Origin of the sequence: Modicisalibacter coralii, assembly GCF_004117855.1 — a bacterium.
In the GTDB taxonomy this organism is placed as follows: Bacteria; Pseudomonadota; Gammaproteobacteria; order Pseudomonadales; family Halomonadaceae; genus Modicisalibacter; species Modicisalibacter coralii.
In genome coordinates, this window is sequence record NZ_QWBW01000008.1 from 271,152 (window position 1) to 292,883 (window position 21,732).

Below are 21,732 nucleotides of genomic sequence, written 5' to 3' on the forward strand. Positions count from 1 at the left end.
CGCGCGTCAGGCGTTGCGTCGCCAGTAGCCGGCGTGCATCGACAGCCCCGGCTTGCAGCGCTTGGGCAGCCGTTGGTGATGGCGGCCCAGCGAATAGCCCAGGTACTTCAAGCCGTTGCGCACGGTAGCCATGGGCAGCAGCCAGGGCGCGCGGTGCAGCAGATAGCGGGCCTCGGAGGCCACGAAGCGCCGCCCCTCGCCCTCGGCGCGGCCGGTCATCTCCAGCAGCCACGGCTCGTTGGCGTGCAGCACGCCGATATCGAAGTAGCGGCGGAACTCCTGGAACAGCGAATAGTTGTGCGAGTGATAGACCTGCGCCTCGGCGCAGTAGTGCAGCCGCCAGCCGTTCTTCAACAGCCGCGCGCCGGCGATCATGTCCTCGCTGAGGATGGTCCCGCAGGGGAAGCCGCCGGCCGCGATCAGTGCCTCGCGCCGGTAGGCGGTGAACGAGTTGGACAGGAAGGCCGCGCGAATGCCGTAGCGCGTGACATCCTCGGCGGCCATGGTGTGCGAGTGGGGCGGGTAGTTGAACAGCCGGGCGTGGGCGGCCACCGGCGTCGCCCAGTCATAGGGCAACTGGCGGCCGTAGGCGGCGCCGATGCTCGGGTCGTCGAAGGCCGCGACCAGTCGCGTGAACGCTTCCGGCGAGGCGACCAGGGCATCCTGGGTGACGAAGATCACGATGTCGCAATCCGCCAACAGCTCCAGCGCCCAGCCACGGGTGCCGCCGTGGTCGAAGTCGCCGCGCGCGATGCGTCGCACCTCGCAGCCCTCGGCCTCGGCCAGCGTCGCCGTGGCATCGTCGGACATCGAATCGATGACCAGCAAGCGATAGCCGTTCGCCGCCTGCCGGGTTGCCGCCAGCCATGCCGCCCAGTCGGCGCCCGCATTCAGGGTTGGTACACAGATACCGACTCGACGCAACGCTGTTCTCCCTCGTTCATCCATGACCTGTCGCTTACCGGAGACGCTACAGGGCCGCCGGCGCACCTCCGGTGCCACGACCCGCGCCAGCCGGCGGCCCCGCGCCGGGTTCCGGATCGGCGACAATTCTCAACATAACCCGACTACTGTAATATGCCCGACCAAATGGCCGTCAGCGGCACGGATGTCGATCATACACGGCTCGAGTCTTGTAGTTGATAAAGAGGGACGATGAATCCTCACGCTTACCAATCGGTTTCGCTTCCGGCGATGCTACAGCGCCTGTGGCGCTACCGGAACCTGACACGGCAGATGATTCAGCGGGACGTCGTCGGGCGCTACAAGGGCTCGGTGCTGGGTCTCGCCTGGTCGTTCTTCAATCCCATCATCATGCTGGGTGTCTACACCTTCGTCTTCACCGTGGTGTTCGAGGCGCGCTGGGGCATGACCCCGGAAGGCGGCCAGGCGCACTTCGCCCTGCAACTGTTCGCCGGGCTGATCGTGCATAGCCTGTTCGCCGAAGTGCTCAACCGCGCCCCGGGGCTGATCCTGGCCAACGAGAACTACGTCAAGAAGGTGGTTTTCCCGCTGGAGATCCTGCCACTGGTGCCGCTCGGTTCGGCACTGTTCCACGCCATGGTCAGCCTCGTCGTGCTGGTGCTGGCGCAGCTCGCGATCGACCACGACATACCCGCGACCCTGCCGCTCGCGCCGCTGGTCGCCTTGCCGCTGTGTCTGCTGGCGCTGGGCCTGGGCTGGATGCTGGCCTCGCTGGGTGTCTTCCTGCGCGACATCGGCCAGACCATGTCGCTGGTGACCACCATGCTGCTGTTTCTCTCGCCGGTGTTCTATCCGCTCTCCGCGCTGCCCGAGACGTTCCGCCCGTTCATTCTCGCCAACCCGCTGACCTTCATCATCGAACAGATGCGCCGGGTGGTGATCGCCGGGCAGATGCCCGACTGGCTGGGGTTGACGGCCTATGGCCTGGCGGCACTGGTCGTCGCCTGGCTGGGCTTCGCCTGGTTCCAGAAGACACGCAAGGGGTTCGCCGATGTGCTCTGACAGTGTGCACGCCGCCGAGCGCGTGGCAGCGGAAACCGCCGGAGCCGGGGAGGGCGCCGCCCACGACGACGTGGCCATTCGCGTCGCCGACGTCGCCAAGTACTACCGGGTCTACGCCACCCCCCGCGACCGGCTCAAGCAGTTCATCGTGCCGCGCCTGCAGCGCCTGATCGGCCGGCCGCCGCGCGAGTACGGCCGCGACTTCCACGCCCTCGACGGCATCAGCTTCGAGATCGCCCGGGGCGAGACGGTCGGCATCATCGGCCGCAACGGCTCCGGCAAGTCGACCCTGCTGCAGATGATCTGCGGCACGCTCGCGCCGACCCGCGGCGAGGTTGGCACCCGCGGGCGCGTCGCCGCGCTGCTCGAACTCGGCGCCGGTTTCGACCCCGAGTTCACCGGCCGCGAGAACGTCTACATGAACGCCACGGTGCTTGGCCTGAGCCGCGAGGAGATCGACGCGCGCTTCGACGACATCCTGGCCTTCTCCGAGATCGGCGACTTCATCGACCAGCCGGTCAAGACCTACTCCAGCGGCATGTACGTGCGTCTGGCGTTCGCCGTCATCGCCCACGTCGACGCCGACATCCTGGTCATCGACGAAGCGCTCGCCGTGGGCGACGCCTTCTTCGTCCAGAAGTGCATGCGCTTTCTGCGCGACTTCATGAAGCGCGGCACCGTACTGTTCGTCAGCCACGACACCGCCGCGGTGCTCAACCTCTGCCAGCGGGCCATCTGGCTCGATGGCGGCAAGGTGGTCGCCGAGGGCGAGCCCAAGGACGTCGCCGACGCCTACCTGCAGGCCTTCTTCGAGTCCAACCAGGGCAGCGGCAGCGCCGGGCGCGCCTCGGCCGGTCCGCGCCAGGCCGAGCCGGCACCCCGCGAGCGCCGCGACATGCGCCAGGACCTGATCAACGCCTCGCCGTATCGCAACGACCTGGAAATCTTCGAGTTCGATCCCTCCGCCAGCGGCTTCGGCAAGGGGCACGCCACCATCGAACACGTCGAACTCACCGACGCCGACGGCCGGCCGCTGTCGTGGATCGTCGGCGGCGAGACCGTCACGCTGCGGATTCGCGCCCGCGCCCAGAGCGGCGAGCCGCTGACGCGCCCGATCATCGGCTTCTACGTCAAGGACCGCCTGGGCCAGACCCTGTTCGGCGACAACAGCTTCCTGACGTACCGCGACGACCCCGTCGGCACCGCGCCCGGCCAGGCGTTGAATGCCGCTTTCACCTTCCGCATGCCGATTCTGCCCCGGGGCGACTACAGCATCAGCACCGCCATTGCCGACGGCACCCAGGACGAGCACGTGCAGCATCACTGGATCCATGATGCGCTGTTCTTCAAGTCGCACTCCAGCAGCCAGAGCCACGGCCTCGTCGGCATTCCCATGCACGCCATTTCGCTAGAGGTTGATAGCCCGCATGAAGTCCAGTGATTCCAACGCCTTGCCCACGACGGGAGAACGTTTCCTGCCGGAGTTCGATGGCGGCATCGTCGCCGAGCACCAGCATCGCTACCGCCTGGCGCAACGCTATGTCGAGGATCGGGTCGTGCTGGATATCGCCTGCGGCGAAGGCTACGGCTCGCATCTGCTGGCCGAGCGCGCGGCGCGGGTCATCGGCGTCGACATCGACGCCGACACCGTGGCCCATGCCCGGGCCGCCTACCCGGGCGACAACCTCGAATTCCTCATCGGCGACTGCGCGGCGATCCCCCTGGACGACGCCTCGGTGGATGTGGTGGTCAGCTTCGAGACCATCGAGCACCACGACCGCCACCAGGAGATGCTCGCCGAGATCCGCCGCGTGCTGCGCTCCGGCGGCCTGCTGATCATCTCCAGCCCCGACCATCACGAATACAGCGTGGTGCGCGATTTCGACAACCCCTACCACGTGCGCGAGCTGAGCCGCGACGAGTTCGCGACCCTGCTCGGCGAGCACTTCGCCCACCACGCCCTGTTCGGGCAGCGCGTGGTCTACGGCTCGCTGGTGGTGCCCGAAAGCCGCGAGCCCACCGCCATGGTCACCTACGGCGGCGAGCGTGGCGGCAACGCCGGTGGTGCCGCCATCAACGGCCTCGACGACCCCATGTACTGGATCGCCCTGGCCAGCGACGCCGAACTGCCGACGCTGCCGGCGAGCTGCTACCGCCAGGACATCGCCCACGCCGACGCCGTGATCGAACGCCAGCAGGCCCTGGATGCCGCCCGTGCCGCCCTGGAAGGCTACCAGGCCGCCGTCGACGAGCGCGATGCGCGCATCGCCGGCATGAACGAGGCCATCGACGAGCAATCCCGCGCGATCGAGGCCCGCGATGCCCAGCTCGAGACCCTCCAGGCCGAGCGTGAGCGCCTCATCGCCGAGTGTGAGCGCCTCATCGCCGAACGCGACTGCTTGAGCGCCGAACAGGCCCGCCTGGAAGACGAGATCGCCCGGCTGGCCGATGACCTCGCCGAGGCCCGGGCCGAGCGCGACCGCGCCGTCGACGAGCGCCAGACCCTGGAAAGCCAACTGGTCGATCTCAACGGCCATTACTTCCGGCTGCAGGCCCGCGCCCAGTCGCCGGGCTGGCTGCTCAAGCGCCTGGTCAAGCGCGCCTGGCAATGGCCGGGCGAAGTCCGCCGTGCCCGTGACGAACGCCGGCAGATCGCCGAATCCGGCCTGTTCGATGCCGAGTGGTACCGCCAGCACAACCCCGACGTGCACAGCCGTGGCCTCGACCCGCTGGCCCACTACCAGCGGCACGGCGGCTACGAAGGGCGTGCCGCCTCGGCGGAGTTCGACACCGCCAGCTACCTGCGCCAGCACCCCGAGCTGATCGACCGCCGCGAACACCCGCTGCTGCATTACCTGCGCAGCCGGCCGGGGCAGGGCAGCGAGGCCACGCACCACGCAGCCGGCGGCGACCGGCTGTTCCCGATCCTCTTCGAGGGCGCCGCCAAGCCCAGCGAACAGTACGTCGCGCCCACCGAGTACGCCCTGGACGGCGATACCCGCATGCGCGCCATCGCCTTCTACCTGCCGCAGTTCCACCCCATCGCCGAGAACGACCGCTGGTGGGGCAAGGGCTTCACCGAGTGGACCAACGTCAGCAAGGCGGTGCCGCAGTTCATCGGCCACGAACAGCCGCGCCTGCCCGGCGAGCTGGGCTTCTACGACCTGCGCATCCCCGAGGTCCAGGAACGCCAGGTCGAACTGGCCCGCCAGCACGGCATCGAAGCCTTCTGCTTTCACTACTACTGGTTCAGCGGCCGCAAGCGCCTGCTCGAACGGCCCATCGACCAGTACGTCGCCAACCCCAACATCGACTTCCCGTTCTGCCTGTGCTGGGCCAACGAGAACTGGACGCGGCGCTGGGACGGCCAGGAAAACGACGTGCTCATGGAGCAGCGTCACGAGCCCCAGGACGACCTGGAGTTCATCGAGGACATCGCGCCGCTGCTCGAGGACCCGCGCTACCTGCGTGTCGACGGCAAGCCCGTGCTGATCGTCTATCGGGTCGACATCATCCCCGACGCCGCGCGCACCGCGCGCACCTGGCGCGAGTTCTGCCGCGAGCGCGGCATCGGCGAGCTGCACCTGGTCTGTGCCCAGAGCTTCGGCATCGGCGACCCAGAGCCCTACGGCTTCGACGCCGCCGTGGAATTCCCCCCGCACGCCCTGCAGGCCCGCCAGATCGAAGGCGAGCTGGAATTCCTCAACCACGAGTTCGCCGGGCGCGTCTACGACTACCGCGACGTGGTCGCCAGCCAGATCGCCAAGCCCCGCCCCGAATACCGGCTCTACCCGACGGTCTTCCCCGCCTGGGACAACGAGGCCAGAAAGCCCGGCCGCGGGCACATCTTCCACGGCGCCAACCCCGGCGACTACCGCCGCTGGCTCGACGACGCCTGCCGCCGCAGCGACGCCAACGCCGGCGACGGCCAACTGGTGTTCATCAACGCCTGGAACGAATGGGCCGAGGGCGCCTACCTGGAGCCCGACCGTCGCCACGGCTACGCTTTCCTGCGTGCCACCCAGGAAGTGCTCGCCCACTACCCGGCGGCGCACGAAGCGCCCCAGGGCATTGCCGACATGGCCGCCACGCCGCGCGCCCATGACACCGCCGTGATTCTGCATCTGTACTACCCCGAGATGTGGCAGACGGTGCTGCCCTGGCTCCGACAAATACCCGACGGCCATGACCTCTTCGTGACGCTGGCCGAGGATGCCCCCGCCGACACCGAGCAGCGCCTCGCCGCCGACGTGCCCGGCGTGCGCACCGCCCGGGTGCCCAACCGCGGCCGCGACATCGCCCCCTTCCTGGAAGTGCTGCGCGCGATCCGCCCGCTCGGCTATGCGGCGGTGTGCAAGGTCCACGCCAAGAAGAGCCTGCACCGCAGCGACGGCGAAGGCTGGCGCGACGAGATGTTCCAGGCCCTGCTGGGTGACGCCGGGCGCATCGCCGAGATCCAGCGTGCCTTCGCCGACAACCCCGAGCTGGGGCTGGTCGGCCCCGCGGGGCACTGGCTGGCCTACCCGCGCTACTGGGGCATTCACCCGGAAAGCCCGGCCCATGTGCACCGCCTGCTCGAGACCCTGGGCGACGCCGAGCCGCTGGATACCATGCACTTCTTCGCCGGCTCGATGTTCTGGTGCCGCCCCGAGGCCCTGGACCCGCTGCTGAAGGCCGTGCACTGGGGCGACTTCGAACACGAGCTGGCGCAGACCGACGGCGCCCTCGGCCACGCCGTGGAGCGCATCCTCGCCCGCGCCGTGCAGACCGCCGGCTTCCGCGTCACCGACAGCGACGCCCCGGCGCGGCTCGACCGCGCGCCCAGGGTGAATGACCGCTACGGCTACGCCGCCCCGTGCCCGCCGCCGGCGGACACCAGCGCCGACTACGCCCCGCGCCAGTGGTCGGGGGCCAAGGCCCGGCTGCGACAAATTGCCCGGCAGAGCCCTTTGGCCCGACGTTTGCGGCGAGAAATCCTCAGCCGAATCGGTTGAATTGCGCTAGTAAATCCTCACTATTCTCGGCCAACGCCACCCGCCCAGGGTGGCGTTTTCATGACAGCTACCGGAATATCAGGCTTTCCTTGATAGTGAGCATTAACTTACAGTCAGAAAAGTGCCGTAAAGCGTTGGTGGGCAACGCTGACCCGCCCTTTACTGACGCTTGCATTGCGCATGCGAAGTATCTAGCATCCAGCAGGGTGAAGCTCATGCTCATTAGAAATGAGCCTTGCGGTAATATCCGGGACGACGGTCTCGGAGACCGGTTTCACCGGCATTGGGAACAACGGCACGAATAACGTCAGGGCCCCATGTCGCAGCGCTGAGCGCCACCGTTGCCTGTGTGCACGGGTGCGCAGGCGACAGCGCAAGGCGCCGAATTGGAAACATGTTGGATCCAATAGCGGTGTTTTTACCGCAACCCATGGAAAAAAAGCCGCATATGCAAGGAGATTGCCAGTATGGCAACGATTAATTTCGATTCGCAGTTCTATCTCGAACAAAAGCTGGCACAGCTTCAGAAGCAGGACAGCGCCGAGTACGGCGACTGGACCACTGAAAACGTGCAGCAGGCGTTCGACGATGCCGGCCTGACCGCCGAACAGCACTACGAAATGTACGGCTACATCGAAGGTCTGAGCCCGAACATCGAGTTCGATAGCACCGAATACCTGAAGGACAAGCTGGCCCAGCTCCAGGAATCCGGCGCGACCCAGGCCAACGGCGAAGCTTACGAAACCATCGCCGACGTCGCCAACGCCTTCCAGGCGGCTGGTCTTTCTCCGCTCGAGCATTACAACCAGTACGGCCAGGACGAAGGGCTGACCGCCACGCCGGTGACCACCACGCCGAAGCCGCCCACCCCGGATAACATCATCACCTTCGATTCTTCCGAGAAGGACGGCACCGTCGTTACCGTTGACGACAGTGGCAACCTGCAGCTGACTCAGGAAGATCAGGGCGACCTCGTCAAGCACGTCGGCAAGGATTACCGTGACGAGAACGGCAGCTTCAACACCACCGCCGACTACCAGTTCACCCTGAGCAACCAGCTCAACTACGGTGAAGACGACGCCGCAACCACCGACATCGATGAAAGCATCGATCTCTACCAGGCGACCTTCCTCAGCCCGCTGATGGTAGCGAGCGGTGGTCAGGATCAGGGTTCCGTACTGGACCTGCGTTTCGCCGATCGTCTGGCCCCGGCCGACGACACCACCGAAACGCTGAACAACACCCAGATCAACTACTTCGAGTTCACCGTCAACGGAACCAAGTACCAGATCAACGACGAGAACACCGATGGCGCGCTGAGCCAGGCCCGTGACTATCCGGAACTGCTCCAGGCCATCCAGACCGGTGTCGCCAACCTGAAAGCCGCCAATCCGGACCTCTCCGGCCTGAGCGCGCGTCAGGGCAACACCTTCTCCGTCGACCAGTACGACGAAGCCGATAACCTGACCGGCGAACAGGTCAAGGGTATCTCCGTCGTCCTGAGCCTCCAGGAAGGCGAACTCGGCGGCTTCACCGCCAACGTCTCCAGCGCCGATGAAGGCGGTGTCGACTCCTACGCCCGTGCCTTCAACGAAATCACCGATGGCGTGGACGGTTTGATCCAGACCTCCATCGCGCTGGACAACGTCGGTTACGGTTCACAGGGCGGCAGCGTCAACATCGCCGGTGAGTCCAACACCAACGTGGGTATCGAGAAGTTCGTCGTCACCACCAAGAACGGTGCCTGGCTGACCGAGCTGTCCTCTTCTGACACTGACAACAACGGTGAGTACAACCACCTGAAGGTCGTCGAAGTCAGCGGCAGCAGCTACTTCCGCGTCGGCCAGCAGAGCGCGACCTGGGGTCACAGCACCACCGCCGGTGAATACTTCACCGCCAACGGCCAGACCGCCAACTGGGTCAGCCCGTTCGTCGCCGACCAGACCGGTGGTAACCAGGGCCTCAACGACGTTCAGGACCTCGACCTGACCGGCGTCGACAGCTCCGCGATCAACGCCGCCATCACTGATGCGGTCATCAATCGCGACCTCAATCTGGTTGACGTCAACGGCGACCCGGCCGACGACAACGTCGTCTACGAGTACGACCTGACCGGCGGCGACGACGTGCTGAACCTGAACGTCTCTGCCAACGTCCTCGAGCACGAAGATTTCGAACTCGAAATCGACACCGGTGCCGGCAACGACGTCGTTCACCTGAGCAACGGCCTGACCCAGGGCTCCGCTGCACTGGTCAACCAGCAGCTCAACGACAACGTCTCCATCGAGACGGGCGCTGGCAACGACCGCGTGTGGAGCGAAGGCAGCGGCAACGCCAACATCACTACCGGTGTGGGCGACGACCTGGTGCTGGCTGACAACAGCGGCGAGCAGACTCTGGAAGCAGGTGAAAGCGTCGTCGTTGGCACCGAGACTGTCGCAACTGCTGGCGACGCTTTCGGTACCAATGAAGGCCGTGCCCAGTTCGTCTTCAATAACGCGACGACGAACATTCGCGATCTCGAGTCCAACAGTAACGCGAACCTGTCCGATGGTGCCAACGGTACCGCACAGAGCTTCACCGTCGGTGGCCTGAACTCCAATGGTGGCACCCTGGTCGTCACTGCCAGCTTCATGGGCTACCAGGCGACTGCCAACATCGCCATCGCTGCCAGCAACGTCGACGGTAGCGGCAACGCCACCGTGACTGCGCTGCAGGTCAATCAGGCCATCAAGGAAGCCATCAACGGCGATGACGTCCTGAAGGAACTGCTGCTGGCCAAAGACGGTAACGGCAACGCGCTGATCGTCGACTCCAAGATTGACGGTGAGCTGAGCCTGGACGACCTGAGCATCGGCTTCAGCGGGCAGAATCCCGACGGTACCGCTGCGACCTATACGTTCTCTGATGGTAACGGCACCATCGATCTGGTTGACAACGATCCCAGCACCGACGGCATCTACGACACTGAGTTCGCTCAGGAAGCCGTGACTAATGGCGGTACCACCACCCTGACCGATATCGTCGGCGATGACAGCGACGCGGAAAGCGACAACGTCATCAACGTGGGCGCTGGCACCGACGAGATCGTTCTCGGCACCGGCCAGTTCAGCAACGACACCGTGGCTTTCACCGGCTACAACAACGGTGTCAACACCATCGTCAACTTCACCGATGGCGCTCTTGTTCAGGGTGATGAAGGTAGCGGCACTGCGCAGCCGGAAATCGCTACGGTGACATTCTCTGGTGAAGCAACTGATGGTGACACCATTGACTTCAATGGCACCACTATCACGCTGTCGGATTCCGATACCAGCGGTACGGTCGAACTCAGCGAGATCATCACCCAGCTGGCTGGTGGTACTTACACCGACTACACGGTATCCAACTCTGATACCGGCGCAGGTACCATCGAGTTCACCTCGACTGCCAACGCTGATCAGACCGATATCACCACTGGTGACTTCGCCTTCACGGACGCTGATACCAGCGGTAGTGACACCTTCTCGGCAGACAGTGTCAATGTGACTCAGCAAGGTGATGATGGCACAACTGCTCCGGGTAACGGTGCCGATATCCTCGACTTCACCAGCTATCTGCAGTCTACCACTGCATCGGGTGACGCTATCGCCACCACGCTGAATGGCGATACGACTGCCGAGGCTGACTCGGTGACCGTCCTCGACTTCAGCGGTGCGACTACCGATGAAACCTTCGCCAACCTGACCGCGCAGAACCTGCTGACGGCTCTGAACGGTGATGGTGACTATGCCGGTTTCGGTGACTCCGATCTGGACGCTGCCAGCATTGCTTCTGACGCCAGCGATGGTAACTACATCGTGATGGTCCAGAGCGACAGCAACGCCGGTGAGTACAAGGCATTCCACCTGACCGCTAATGACGACGGCGCTGGCGACTTCGCCTCCGCGCAGTTGATCGGCACCATGGACTTCGGTTCTGAGCTGACCAACCTGAACGTCGACAACCTGGCGTAAGGGTCTGCCCCGACATCACGTAGTTGGTGATGTCATCCGGGTCGGTTCGCCGGCTCGGTTTATTGAACCCCTCGGTCTTCGGGCCGGGGGGTTTCTCGTTGGTGGGGTGTCGCCAGCGATGCCAGGGTCGGTTTTCCGGCCCGCTTCGGTGGCTTACCCGGCACTGGGCGCGTTGGTGGCCTGGCAGCCGGTCAACGGGGTGTCGCGGTAGCATGGTGAGTCGCGGCGCCGAGGGGGCCAACCAGGCAAGCAAGCACGCTACACAAGCAGAGGAGGGAACATGACCAGTCCGATCAATACCCATTTCGACAGGTACTATTACGTCGAGCAGAAGCTGGAACAGCTTCGCTCGGAGGATCCCGATCAGTACGGCGACTGGACCACCGAGGACGTCGAGCAGGCCTTCGAGGACGCGGGTCTCTCAGCTCGGGAGCATTACGCCACCTATGGCTTCCTGGAAGGCATCGATCCGAGCGCGGGGTTCGACACGCTCGGTTATCTCGACGCGAAGCTGACTCAGCTCCAGGAAACCGGTGAAACCCAGGCCAACGGCGAGCCCTACGAGAATATCGCGGACGTCGCCAGCGCCTTCGTCGCCGCCGGGCTGTCGCCTGTCGAGCATTTTCACCGTTATGGCGTGTCCGAGGGGGTTCGGCCCCCCGAGTCGGATGGATTCGGCGAAACCTGGGTGTTCCCCGCCGAGCCGGACGCCGGCGAGTTTTCCGAGACCTATGTGTTCCCCACCGAGTCCGGTGCCGAAGGTGCGGAACAGCCCGCCCCGACGCTTGCCGAGCCGGCGAATGACGCCGTGGCCCTGGTGGGTGTCGCCGGTTCCCCGGCGGTGAGTCTGGACGACGGCAATATCGCCTGATTGTGGGCGCCGCCGGCGTTCCTGTCGTTGACGCCCCTCGGCCCCCGGGCCGGGGGGCGTCTCGTTTGGTAGGATGGGCACCGGCCAACGATTCGAGAGGAGTGCCATGCCACGCTTTATTCCCCTGAGTACCGAACGTCACCGCGCCGATGGCTGGGCGAAGACGCCGGATTACGCCTTCGCCGTCGACCGGCCGATCGCCGAGCTGGTGGCCGAGGAGATTCCCCGCGCGCTGCCCACGCTGCCGCTGGCCTTCATGCCCGAGGGGGAGCAGTGGGCGCTGGTCGCGCTGCTCTCGCTGGACTCGCAACGCAACCTGTTCGTGCACCCGGACGGGCGCTGGATGGGCGGCTACATTCCCGCCGCGTTTCGCGGTTATCCGTTCGCCCTGCTGCACGACACCGAGGGCGGTCGCCGCATGCTGGGCTTCGATGCGGACAGCGGCCTGTGGGTGGAGGGCGCCGAGGAGGAGCGCCGCTTCTTCGATGACGAGGGCAAGCTGAACCAGCCGGTGGAGCGGGTGATGACCTTCCTGCGTCAGTACGACGATCAGCGCCGCGCCACGCGGCGTGCCGTCACCGCGCTGGCCGAGGCCGGGGTGGTGGTGCCCTGGGCGTTCTCGGTCAAGGACGAGGCGGGCAATGCCCGGCGTGTCGAGGGGGTCTATCGCACCGACGAGGCGGCGCTCAAGGCGCTGCCCGGCGAGACCCTGAGCGAGCTGGCCGCCAGCGGCGCCCTGGCCATCGCCTACGCCCAGCTCTATGCTCAGCATCGCCTGCCCGGGCTGACGCGGCTGGCCGAGCTGCAGGCCAAGGTGGGCGAACACCGCCAGGCCGGCGAGTCGGTGGACGTCGAGCGGCTGTTCGACGGCGACGACGAGGAACTGACCTTCGATTTCGGCGACTGAACGCTGCGACCGGCGCCCGCCGAGGCGGCCGGTCGTCGCTCGCCTAGGAAGACAGGCCCACAACGGCTAGAATACCGGCTCGATTTACCAGTACCCAAGGATCGATCGACCATGGCCGACAACGACCAGACCGTCACCATCGACGGCAAGGATTATCAGCTGGACCAGCTCAGCGAGGAGGCTCGCAAGCAGTTGGCCAACCTGCGCCTCTGCGACGAGGAAATCGCCCGCATCCAGCGTCAGTACGGCATCGCCCAGGCGGCGCGGGTCACCTACTCCAACCTGCTCGAGCGTGCGCTGCCCGATGACAAGGCGCCCGCCAAGCGCGCCACCAAGAGCACGGCACGCAACGGCACGGCCAAGAAGACGACCGCCAGCCGGAGCAAGAAAAGCGGCGAGTGAACCGACGCGCGGCGTCTCAGCGAACCGGCCCATGTGGCCGGTTTTTTTGTCCGTGCGGTGCCGCGCCGGGGTGGATCGGGCGCCCGACGTGTCAGCCAGAACCTCGATCCTTGTCAGCGATATCGGACATTGTCTGTCAGTAAAACCTGCGACTTTGGTCGGTTTTTTTACGTTTCATTGCGATTTTATAACCTGGGTTACTTTGTTTACAGAATGATACTGCTAGGGTGATGCCGCGAACGGGATGTTCGCCCTCCTTTGGCCAGCGGGCAGGAGTGCCCGACGGCCAAGACGAGGACACATGGCCAACGGCCGATCGCGGCAACACCAAAGGAGCAGGACAGATGGCCTTACAGGGTTTCGATAAGGACTATTACCTCAACGCCAAACTCGACGCGCTTCAGAATGATCCCGATGCCGATGCGGCATGGCAGGGACGCACCACCGCCGATCTGGAGAACATCCTCCAGAACGATTACGGCCTCACCCCGGAACAGCACTACGCCCGTTACGGTTACCAGGAAGACCTGGCCCCCAACGCCTATTTCAATGCCGAGGAATACGTTCAGGCCAAGGCACGTGACATGGTCGACAACGGCGATGTCGCTACCGTGACCGAAGCCCGTGGTGAATTCGAGGCGCGCTGGCAGGGCAACCCCTACGAGCATTATCTCCAGTACGGTGCCAGCGAAGGCATCAACCCCTCCAATGACTTCGATGCGTCCGCCTACTACGCGGAAAAGCTGGACGCGCTCCAGAACGACCCCGAGACGGCCGAGGAATGGTCCGGCAAGAGCGTTGATGACGTTCAGCAGGCGTTCGCCGATGCCGGGCTGACGCCGCTGGGGCATTTCGTCGCTTATGGTGACGAGGAAAACCTGACCGCACCGGAAGTGCCGGCGGGCGAGGATGTGCCGGGCGAGGACGATGAGCAGCCGCCCACGGATGGCGGCGGCGAGGAACCGCCCACGGATGGCGGTGGCGAGGAACCGCCCACGGACGGCGGTGGCGAGGAACCGCCCACGGACGGCGGCGATGACACCATCACCGACGACGAGATCCTCGAGGTCGATGGCCAGAATCTCGCAAGCTCCTACGATTTCAATGCCGCCGAGCTGGATGGCTACCGCGCGATCCGCTTCTCCAATGTCGACACGACCGACACGGTCAACATCGACAACCTGGGCGCCGACAATCGCCTGTATACCGTCGACAGTGCCCTGGCGCTGAATATCGCTGCCGCGTCGGCCGCGCAACTGGACCTCACCAACAGTGACGTGACCCTGTTCGGTCAGCAGGACACACCGGTGCTCGATACCCTGGATGTCGTCGCCCAGGCGGGCGATGGCTCGGGGTCGACCCTGGATCTGGGTGGCTCGGCGGCGGATGCCCTGACGGGCATGACTCTGTCGGGGGCCGGCGATCTGACCCTGGCGGGCAGCACCATCGGCGCGCAGGCGACCGAGGCGAGCACCATCGACGCCACGGCGATGACCGGCTCGCTGACCGCGGGTGACGGCATTCTGGACGCGGTGGCCAGCGTGCAGGCGGGTAGCGGCGACGACGCCCTGACGCTCGACAGCGTGGCGGCGCCCGTCGATGGCACGGCGCCGATGCTCGACGGCGGCGCCGGCAACGATACGCTGACCGTGACCGGCAGCGACGACATCGGTTCCAGCGATGTCAGCGGCTTCGAGACGCTCGAACTCGGCAGCTATGTCGATGTCGATGCCAACGCCGTCGACGGCGTCACGAACTTCGTCGTCGGTGCCGCGGGCAGCGAGGTCCAGAACTTGGCCGCCGACCAGACCGTCACCTCGCGGGTCGACCAGGCCCCCGATGAGGCTCCCGAGCTGAACCTGCGCGACGCAGCGGAGAGCGTTTCGGTGGTCACGGACTTTGCCGGACCGGCCCAGGGCGAGACGCTGCAACTGGGGGTCTATACCACCGACACCGGTGTCGAGGGTGGCACGCTGTCCCTCTCGGGTAACGGTGGCGTGGCCTACACCGAGGCCGGGCGCAAGTTCGACAGTGTCGATGCGTCGTCGCTGGATGCCGGCCTGGACTTCACCGGGGCGGATTACGTGCAGGAAACCGTCACGCTGGGTGAAGGCGATGCGGCCGATACCATCGCGGTGAGCGCGACCAACTCCACGGGCGATACCATCCCGACGTCCTCCTACGGCGACGAGGACATGGATGCCATCGTCAACTTCGATGTCGCCAGCGACCAGATCGTGAACGGCGATGGCACCTCGGCCGTGGACTTCACGGCGGACTACCTGGATGTCTCCGGTGCCGGCGACTTGACCGGCGCCTTCGAGGCGGCGGCCGCCGAATCCACCGGCGGCGACGACTATGTCGCCTTCCAGTTCCAGGACAACGCCTACGTCTATGCCGACAGCGAAGCGGCGGTCGACGGTTCCGGCCCCGAGCTGTCGGATGGCGACTTCGCCATCGAGCTGACCGGCATCACGCTGCCCGCCTCGGAAGAGATGCAGCCGGTTTGAGGCCATGCGCACCGGGCGCCGCCCGGTGCGAAGGTGTCTGTGGCTGTTGATAGAGAAGCGCCGGCGCAAGCCGGCGCTTTTTTTCGTCGTGAGGACGAGGCGCCGAGCGCCGCCGCTAGTCGACGCTGAAGGGCAGCCAGCCGCGATGCTCGCCCAGCTTGACGATCATCACGCCGTCGTGGCGCTGGATGGCATTGGGGTTGGGCCAGGTGGGCATGGCCTCGACGTGACTCAGGGCGCGGCGGGTCTCGTCGCGGTCGGCGTTGCGCCACTCGCCGATGCCGTAGTAGCGGAAGAACAGCCGCAGGCGGATGTTGTTGCCGCCGTCCCAGGCGAAGAAGGAGCTGCCGAAGACGTCCGAGTCGGGCAGCTTGTGCACGCTGTCGTTGGCGATACCGCCGTGGAAGTAGACCGGCGTGCGGCTCGGGTCGAAGTCCGGGTATTGCTGATACAGCGTGGTGACGATGCGATTGGCCATCAGCACGTCGGCCTGGCGGACGGCGGCGTCGGAGGCGAACAGCTGCGAGACCCGAGCGCCGTGCACCAGCAGCAGTAGCGCGGCAAGCCCCGCCAGCCAGCGCGGGTCGCAGCGGCGCAGCGCCAGCGTCACCAGCAGCGCCAGGGCCAGGTTGGTGCCGATCAGGATGCGCGGCGGCAGGGCGTAGCGGCTGGTCAGGCAGAAGGCGAACGGCAGCAGCAGGATGGCCAGTATCAGCAGCACCCGGTAGCCGGTCCGGGCCGGGCCGAGCGTGCCCAGGCGGGCCAGGGCCAGCACGACGAGCAGGGCGCTGGCGGCACTGGCCAGCGCGAAGCTGCCCAGGCCGAAGTTCTGCCGGCCGCTGAGGCCGAGAGCGAACTGCCCGGCCACTGCGTGCAGGTAGTCCTGCAGGCCGATGTCGAGATTGACGAAGCCGGCCAGGTAGCTCGACCCATCGACCGCGAAGTGGGCCTGGGTCCAACGGGTGACGAGCAGGTACACGCCGACGGCGCATACCGCGATCAGGGCGAAACCGGCCAACTGCGCCAGGCCCTGGCGCGGGGTGGCATCGGGATCGCCCTCGGTGGCGAACGCCAGCCTGCCCAGCAGCATCAGTGGCGGTACCACCACCAGGCTCTGGTAGATGCCGATGGCATAGGCGTAGCAGCCGGTGGCCAGCACCAGACCGGCCCAGCGTGGCGCCCCCCGTCGCGCCACGGCATGCGCGAACAGCGCTGTGGCGGTGATCGCCAGCAGGTAGCCGATGGCCAGGGTGTCGGCCTGGTTGATGAACTCGAACTGGTAGGCCAGTTGCGGGAAGCCGACCATCAGCGAGGTGAAGGCCAGCGCGGGCAACCCGGCGAGATCGAGCAGCCGGGCGGCCAGCACCGCCGCGAGACTCAGTGCCAGCAGCGCCACCAGCAGCGTGAAGAAGGGCACGAAGGGTTCGGGCAGCAGCCAGGCCCGCAGCAGGCTGTGCCCCCAGCGGCCGAAGGCGATGGTCTGGTCGAAGTTGTCGGGGAACTCGCCGTCGATGGGCAGGCTGAAGTGTGTCAGCGGGTAGCCGTAGACGAGCAGGCTGGCCACGACGGTCAACAGCAGCAAGCGGCCGGACTCGCCGAGCGACAGCGGCCAGGCACCGGGGGTGTGATCAACGCGGGTCATCAGGGCCTCGTGAAAAGCGATACACCGGGCAGGGCGGGCGTCGTGGCGGGGGCTGTGCCGGCGCCACCGCGGCGTGGCGATGGGCCGGCGCGGGCGTCACTCCTCGCAGGTCTCGCCGACCCATTCATCCTCGGTGGCCATGGCCAACTCGGTGTCGTCGCCGGCGTAGCTGGTGGTCATGGTGGAGGTCATGTGGCGCGAGTCCTGGATGGTCGTCGAACCGCGGGCCTCCATGGCGCCGCCCTGGCCCTGGCAGCTGAATTGGTAGCTGATGGTGTCGCCGTCCCGTGACGACTGCACGACCTCGCATCCTTCATTGGTAAAGTTCTTACGCACGGCCGCTTCCAGGTCCCGGGCCTCTTCGGCGCTGATGCACTCGGTATCGGTGCTCTCGCGCGGCATGCCCGGCGGTATGTTGTCGCCCTGGATGGTGGACGTGCTCTTCCACTGGCCGGGCTCGATGTCGCCGGCCCAGGCCGGAACGGCCGTCATGCCCAGCATGGCGGCAATCAGCAGGTGGCGTGTTTTCATGCCGTTCTCCCTTGATGTGGTGTGTTCTTATGGGCCGCAGTCTAACCGGCATCACGACGAAAACCAGCGGGGCCGGCCTGCGGCGGTGCGTGACGCCGTGGGGGCCGTCAGCCCTCGCAGGTGTCGTCGATCCAGCGGGCCTCGGTGGTGACGTGAGTGGCGTCTTCGCCTTCGCCGATGTGGGTCTCGCTGGTGAAATGACGCGTGTCGTGAAGCGTCATCGATCCCTCGACGCTGGCCATGCCGCGCCCGGCCCTGGGGCAGCTCGCGCTGTGGGTGATGGTGTCGCCGTCACGGGAGACCTGCGAGTCCTGACAGTCGTCCTCTTCCGCGGTGGATTTCAGCGTTCGTACCAGGTCGCGGCTATCCTCGGGCGTGAAGCAGCGTGTCCGCGTGGCTTCCTGCGTCTTTCCCGGCGCCAGGGGGCCGCCTTCCAGGGTCATCGTCAGTTCCCACTGGCCTGGCTCGATGTCGCCGGCGAAGGCGGGGCTGGCGACGCTGCCTGCCAGGGCGGCAACGATGATGGCTGCTGTTTTCATGATCACGACTCTTCGGGCAATGCATTGACGATCCGGACCTCAGTTTACCGAGCCATGGCATGAAAGCCAGTCGTCGCGGCATGGCGCCGCTCTGTCGGCATTTGTCGACTGGTGTGTCTGGGACGTAAGTCGTATCCTTCGTCGCTTGACCATACACCAGGGGGGCACGTGACCAGTCTTCGTCGGGTCTATCAGGGCGTCTTCGTCGCTTGCGCGGCGCTGAGCGTGGCCGTCTATGCGGCGGTTTTCTGGCGCATGCCGCTGATGGGCGAGGACTTCGCCTTTCCCCGCCATTACGGCGAGGTCGGCTGGGGCGAGCGGCTGGCGTGGATCGCTCACAAGATCCCCGAGCAGACGGCGAGCTGGAACGCCCGCCTGGGCGAGCAACTGGCCATCGTCTGGCTGAACCTGCCGGCGTGGCTGTTCTGGCTGGTGGCATTGGCGGCCTTCGTGGCCTTCTGCACGTTGATCGCCATGGTCTGGTCGGGGCGGCGCGATCTGCCGCTCAAGCTGACCCTGACGCTGGGGCTGATGTTCGCCCTGTGGCCGGGGCTGGAAATCTTCTTCTGGAAGACGGCCAATGCCGGCTATCTGCAGCCGATCGTGCTGTCGCTGGTCTGCATCGTGGCCTATCGCAGCGACGCCTCGGTAACCGCACTGGCCGGGAGCCCGTGGCGACTGACCGGGCTGTGCCTGGTGGCGGCGGGTGCGGGCTACTCGTTCGAGAACGTGCCGATGGCACTGGCGCTCTACATGGCCCTGGCGTGGTGGTTGTCGCCGCGCCGTCGCGTCGCGTGGCCGGCGCTGTTGCCGGTGGGCGCGATGCTGGCCGGCTGGGCGACGCTGATGGCGATGCCCTCGACCGCGCACCGGCGCGCCTTCTATCTCGACGCCAACGATGTCCACGACATGGGGCCGGCCTATTATTGGCAGCGGGCGGGGGAGGTCACCGATACCTTCTTCGATACCACGGGCCTGATGTTCGCGCTGGTGGTGGTGTCGCTGGTGTTCCTGGCGGTTCAGCAACGTCGTGGCCGGCTCGCCTACGACCGGCGGGTATGGTGGACCATCCTGCCGGCGGTACTGGTGGTGGGGTCGATGCTCGCCGCGCCCTATACCGAGCCGCGTGCCTTCTCGCTGGCCTGGGCGCTGATGTTCGCCGTGGTCATCGAGGCCGCCGGCGTGGTCTGCCGTCGCTGGCGCTGGGCAGGTGCCCTGTGTGCGCTGGCGTTGCTGGTGTCGGCGGGGCTGGCGATCAAGACCCTGACGATCTACGAAGACGTGTCGCGCAGCTTCGATGCGCGCGAGGCACGTATCCTCGAGCGCCTGGGCACCCCGGCCTGCGAGACCGGCGTGGCGGTCCGGGAGCGCCATTTCGATTATCCGTACCGTTATTTCAACAACCGCGACGACTGGTATCGGTGGTCGCTGTGGCACGTCGGCAACTATTACGGCTGCAAGCTGGTGCCGGCCGACGGCCAATGAGTGATCATTGGAGCAAGTGATGAAGGGATTCACGACGAGCGGCCCCAGGCCCGAACATCGCCCGGCTTCGGTCGTCATCGCCGGAACCGCGCTGCTGCTCGGCTTTCTCGCCTATCTGTTGGTGCAGCACTGGCAGGTGTTCCCCTACAACGACGACTGGGGCTACGCCACGCTGACCTATATCAGCGAGCAGAAGGGTTTTCATGGTCAGGGATTCAGCCAGTGGCAACTGGTGAGCTTTCTGCATGACGAGTACCTGCGCTGGTCGGGTCGTTTCTTCCCGTTCTTCCTGCAGATCAATCTGTTCAAGCTGGGGCTGGATGCGGTGCGTCTGGTGCAGGCCTTCGTGATCCTGCTGATCGTCTGCCTGAGCGTGAAACTGACCCCGGTCGGGCGCTTGCGCACGCCCTGGCTGCTGGTGCCGATGCTCTATTTCATGGCGCTGCCGGAGTTCAGCGTGCTCGGCGGCCTCTACTGGTTTTCGGCATCGATCGCCTATGTGTGGGGCATCGCGGTATTCATGCTGGCGCTGTGGCGTCTGCGCGTCGCGGGCCGCCTGGATGGGGTGGCCGGCCTGCTGCTGGGGATCGCGGCGCTGTTTCACGAACAGATGGCTGTCGCCATGGTCGCCTTCGCCGGCGGGCTGGCACTGCTCGCGCTGTGGGATGCCGAGCGCCCCCGCGCCCTGGTGCTGCCGCTGGCGCTGCGCTGCATGCCGGTGCTGGCCGGCGCGTGCCTGGTGATTCTGGCGCCGGGCAATTTTGCCCGAAAGGCACAGTCGTCCTATATCTCGGACGATATGCTGACCAACGTGCTGACCAGTGCACGGTCCCTGGCGCATTTCCTGCTCGACGAGAACGGCGGCCACTGGGTGCTGGGCTTCATGGCGGTGTCGCTGCTGGTGTTCGCCGGGCAGGGCATGGCCCGGGCGGGCTGGAGCGGCCGAGCCCGGCTCGCCGCCTGGCTGGGCGTGCCGCTGGTACTGGGGCTGGCCTGGCTGGTCTCCTTCCTGCTGTTCACGCTGCTGCTGATGACGTTGTATGGCGTGGTGCTGCTGCTCTGCCGGCACCAGCGCGACGACGGCGACCTGCTGGTCTGTACCTATCTGGCGGCGCTGGCTTCGCTGGTATTGCTGCTGCTGGCGCCGGTGGTGGCCGGGCGCTCGCTGTTGATCTTCTACTTCCTGATGATGTGGCCGGTGACCCGGGCCTTCGTGGCGCTGGCCGATCTGCCCCGGGGCAGGACTCTGGTCGTCCTGGCGCTGCTGGTGGCCGCGCCGGCGGCGCTGGACAACGCCGCGGACATCCTCGCCGGCTATCTCGCCAATCGCGAGGCGAACCTGGCCAATGACGCCAAGCTGCGCGCCTACCACAACGACCTGTATGCGGGCCGCAATCCCGGGGACAGCGTGGTGCTGGAGAAGCTGCCGGCCCCGCGCTATGCCGAGACGATGCCCTATGATCGCCCGCTGATCGAAACCTGGATGAAGAAGTATTACGACATCCCGCTGGAGACGCGTTTCGTGTGGGAAAACAGCGGTAACTGACCGGGCCGCTCGTCAAGGTCTGTCAGAGCGAAGTTTGGGTGGGATCCAGGTGTGATGGGCGTTCTTGGTTGCTGGCGTTGCCCGTGCTTGGCGGGGCGTTTTTCGATTTCTCGATTTTCACGCTTCAGATGTCACCACCGCTGCCGATACCCTTAATTATAGTTATGTATTGGTAGCGTGGCTCCTGTATGGCGTGTGCGGGGTTATCGCTCGCATGAGTCGCTTTGCTGATGCATGGACGGTGTCTCGCTGTCGGTCGCCGGCGTTTGGCCAGTGTTCCGCAATGCGTGATCGACGAACAATAGTCAGCATCGAGTCGGGGAA

14 protein-coding genes are annotated in these 21,732 nt (G+C 65.8%); 10 read left to right on the forward strand and 4 right to left on the reverse strand.

Features of this window, described 5'->3' with window-relative positions; genetic code table 11:
- Window positions 1-6: 6 nt before the first annotated feature.
- Window positions 7-924: a glycosyltransferase family 2 protein gene (locus tag D0901_RS04755; protein WP_224417687.1), complete on the reverse strand. Its 918-nt coding sequence runs from the start codon at window positions 922-924 to the stop codon at window positions 7-9.
- A gap of 231 nt (window positions 925-1,155) precedes the next feature.
- Between D0901_RS04755 and D0901_RS04760 the strand changes: the two genes are divergently transcribed.
- From D0901_RS04760 to D0901_RS04795, 8 genes are all read left to right on the forward strand, one after another.
- Window positions 1,156-1,986: an ABC transporter permease gene (locus D0901_RS04760; protein ID WP_129139147.1), complete on the forward strand. Its 831-nt coding sequence runs from the start codon at window positions 1,156-1,158 to the stop codon at window positions 1,984-1,986.
- On the forward strand, window positions 1,976-3,427 hold the full coding sequence (locus D0901_RS04765) for an ABC transporter ATP-binding protein (protein WP_129139148.1): 1,452 nt from the start codon (window positions 1,976-1,978) through the stop codon (window positions 3,425-3,427). The genes D0901_RS04760 and D0901_RS04765 overlap by 11 nt, the downstream gene beginning before the upstream one ends.
- Entirely contained in the window at window positions 3,414-6,980 is a 3,567-nt protein-coding gene (locus D0901_RS04770; RefSeq protein WP_129139149.1) for a glycoside hydrolase family 99-like domain-containing protein, read from the forward strand. Before D0901_RS04765 ends, D0901_RS04770 begins: the two co-directional genes overlap by 14 nt.
- A gap of 467 nt (window positions 6,981-7,447) precedes the next feature.
- A complete protein-coding gene (locus D0901_RS04775; protein ID WP_129139150.1) occupies window positions 7,448-10,975 on the forward strand; it encodes a beta strand repeat-containing protein in 3,528 nt (1,175 codons plus the stop codon).
- Between the two features lie 280 nt (window positions 10,976-11,255).
- Window positions 11,256-11,846, forward strand: a complete 591-nt coding sequence (locus D0901_RS04780) for a hypothetical protein (protein WP_129139151.1) — start codon at window positions 11,256-11,258, stop codon at window positions 11,844-11,846.
- 106 nt (window positions 11,847-11,952) lie between these two features.
- Window positions 11,953-12,753: a SapC family protein gene (locus D0901_RS04785; RefSeq protein WP_162500819.1), complete on the forward strand. Its 801-nt coding sequence runs from the start codon at window positions 11,953-11,955 to the stop codon at window positions 12,751-12,753.
- 111 nt (window positions 12,754-12,864) lie between these two features.
- Entirely contained in the window at window positions 12,865-13,155 is a 291-nt protein-coding gene (locus D0901_RS04790; RefSeq protein WP_203234790.1) for a DUF6447 family protein, read from the forward strand.
- A gap of 344 nt (window positions 13,156-13,499) precedes the next feature.
- Window positions 13,500-15,665, forward strand: coding sequence for an ICP22 family protein (locus D0901_RS04795; RefSeq protein ID WP_129139153.1), 2,166 nt, complete (start codon window positions 13,500-13,502; stop codon window positions 15,663-15,665).
- A gap of 115 nt (window positions 15,666-15,780) precedes the next feature.
- Here the strand turns inward: D0901_RS04795 and D0901_RS04800 are convergent, their stop codons facing one another.
- From D0901_RS04800 to D0901_RS04810, 3 genes are all read right to left on the reverse strand, one after another.
- Window positions 15,781-17,307, reverse strand: a complete 1,527-nt coding sequence (locus D0901_RS04800; protein WP_129139154.1) for a glucosyltransferase domain-containing protein — start codon at window positions 17,305-17,307, stop codon at window positions 15,781-15,783.
- 96 nt (window positions 17,308-17,403) lie between these two features.
- A complete protein-coding gene (locus D0901_RS04805) occupies window positions 17,404-17,838 on the reverse strand; it encodes a DUF3617 domain-containing protein (protein WP_129139155.1) in 435 nt (144 codons plus the stop codon).
- A gap of 107 nt (window positions 17,839-17,945) precedes the next feature.
- On the reverse strand, window positions 17,946-18,377 hold the full coding sequence (locus D0901_RS04810; protein ID WP_129139156.1) for a DUF3617 domain-containing protein: 432 nt from the start codon (window positions 18,375-18,377) through the stop codon (window positions 17,946-17,948).
- Window positions 18,378-18,545: 168 nt separating this feature from the next.
- Here D0901_RS04810 and D0901_RS04815 point away from each other — a divergent pair, with 168 nt between their 5' ends.
- Together D0901_RS04815 and D0901_RS04820 are read left to right on the forward strand one after the other, a co-directional pair.
- Entirely contained in the window at window positions 18,546-19,862 is a 1,317-nt protein-coding gene (locus tag D0901_RS04815) for a DUF6056 family protein (RefSeq protein WP_129139157.1), read from the forward strand.
- 19 nt (window positions 19,863-19,881) lie between these two features.
- Window positions 19,882-21,408 carry a DUF6056 family protein gene (locus D0901_RS04820; RefSeq protein ID WP_129139158.1) on the forward strand — a complete coding sequence of 509 codons (1,527 nt, stop codon included), beginning with the start codon at window positions 19,882-19,884 and terminating at the stop codon, window positions 21,406-21,408.
- The last annotated feature ends 324 nt before the right edge of the window (window positions 21,409-21,732 follow it).

Coding starts and splice junctions, on each gene's coding strand:
- D0901_RS04810 (WP_129139156.1), bottom strand. CDS start 18,377: ATGAAAACAGCAGCCATCATCGTTGCCGCCCTGGCAGGCAGCGTCGCC.
- D0901_RS04805 (WP_129139155.1), bottom strand. CDS start 17,838: ATGAAAACACGCCACCTGCTGATTGCCGCCATGCTGGGCATGACGGCC.
- D0901_RS04780 (WP_129139151.1), top strand. CDS start 11,256: ATGACCAGTCCGATCAATACCCATTTCGACAGGTACTATTACGTCGAG.
- D0901_RS04795 (WP_129139153.1), top strand. CDS start 13,500: ATGGCCTTACAGGGTTTCGATAAGGACTATTACCTCAACGCCAAACTC.
- D0901_RS04790 (WP_203234790.1), top strand. CDS start 12,865: ATGGCCGACAACGACCAGACCGTCACCATCGACGGCAAGGATTATCAG.
- D0901_RS04760 (WP_129139147.1), top strand. CDS start 1,156: ATGAATCCTCACGCTTACCAATCGGTTTCGCTTCCGGCGATGCTACAG.
- D0901_RS04800 (WP_129139154.1), bottom strand. CDS start 17,307: ATGACCCGCGTTGATCACACCCCCGGTGCCTGGCCGCTGTCGCTCGGC.
- D0901_RS04765 (WP_129139148.1), top strand. CDS start 1,976: ATGTGCTCTGACAGTGTGCACGCCGCCGAGCGCGTGGCAGCGGAAACC.
- D0901_RS04770 (WP_129139149.1), top strand. CDS start 3,414: ATGAAGTCCAGTGATTCCAACGCCTTGCCCACGACGGGAGAACGTTTC.
- D0901_RS04785 (WP_162500819.1), top strand. CDS start 11,953: ATGCCACGCTTTATTCCCCTGAGTACCGAACGTCACCGCGCCGATGGC.
- D0901_RS04775 (WP_129139150.1), top strand. CDS start 7,448: ATGGCAACGATTAATTTCGATTCGCAGTTCTATCTCGAACAAAAGCTG.
- D0901_RS04820 (WP_129139158.1), top strand. CDS start 19,882: ATGAAGGGATTCACGACGAGCGGCCCCAGGCCCGAACATCGCCCGGCT.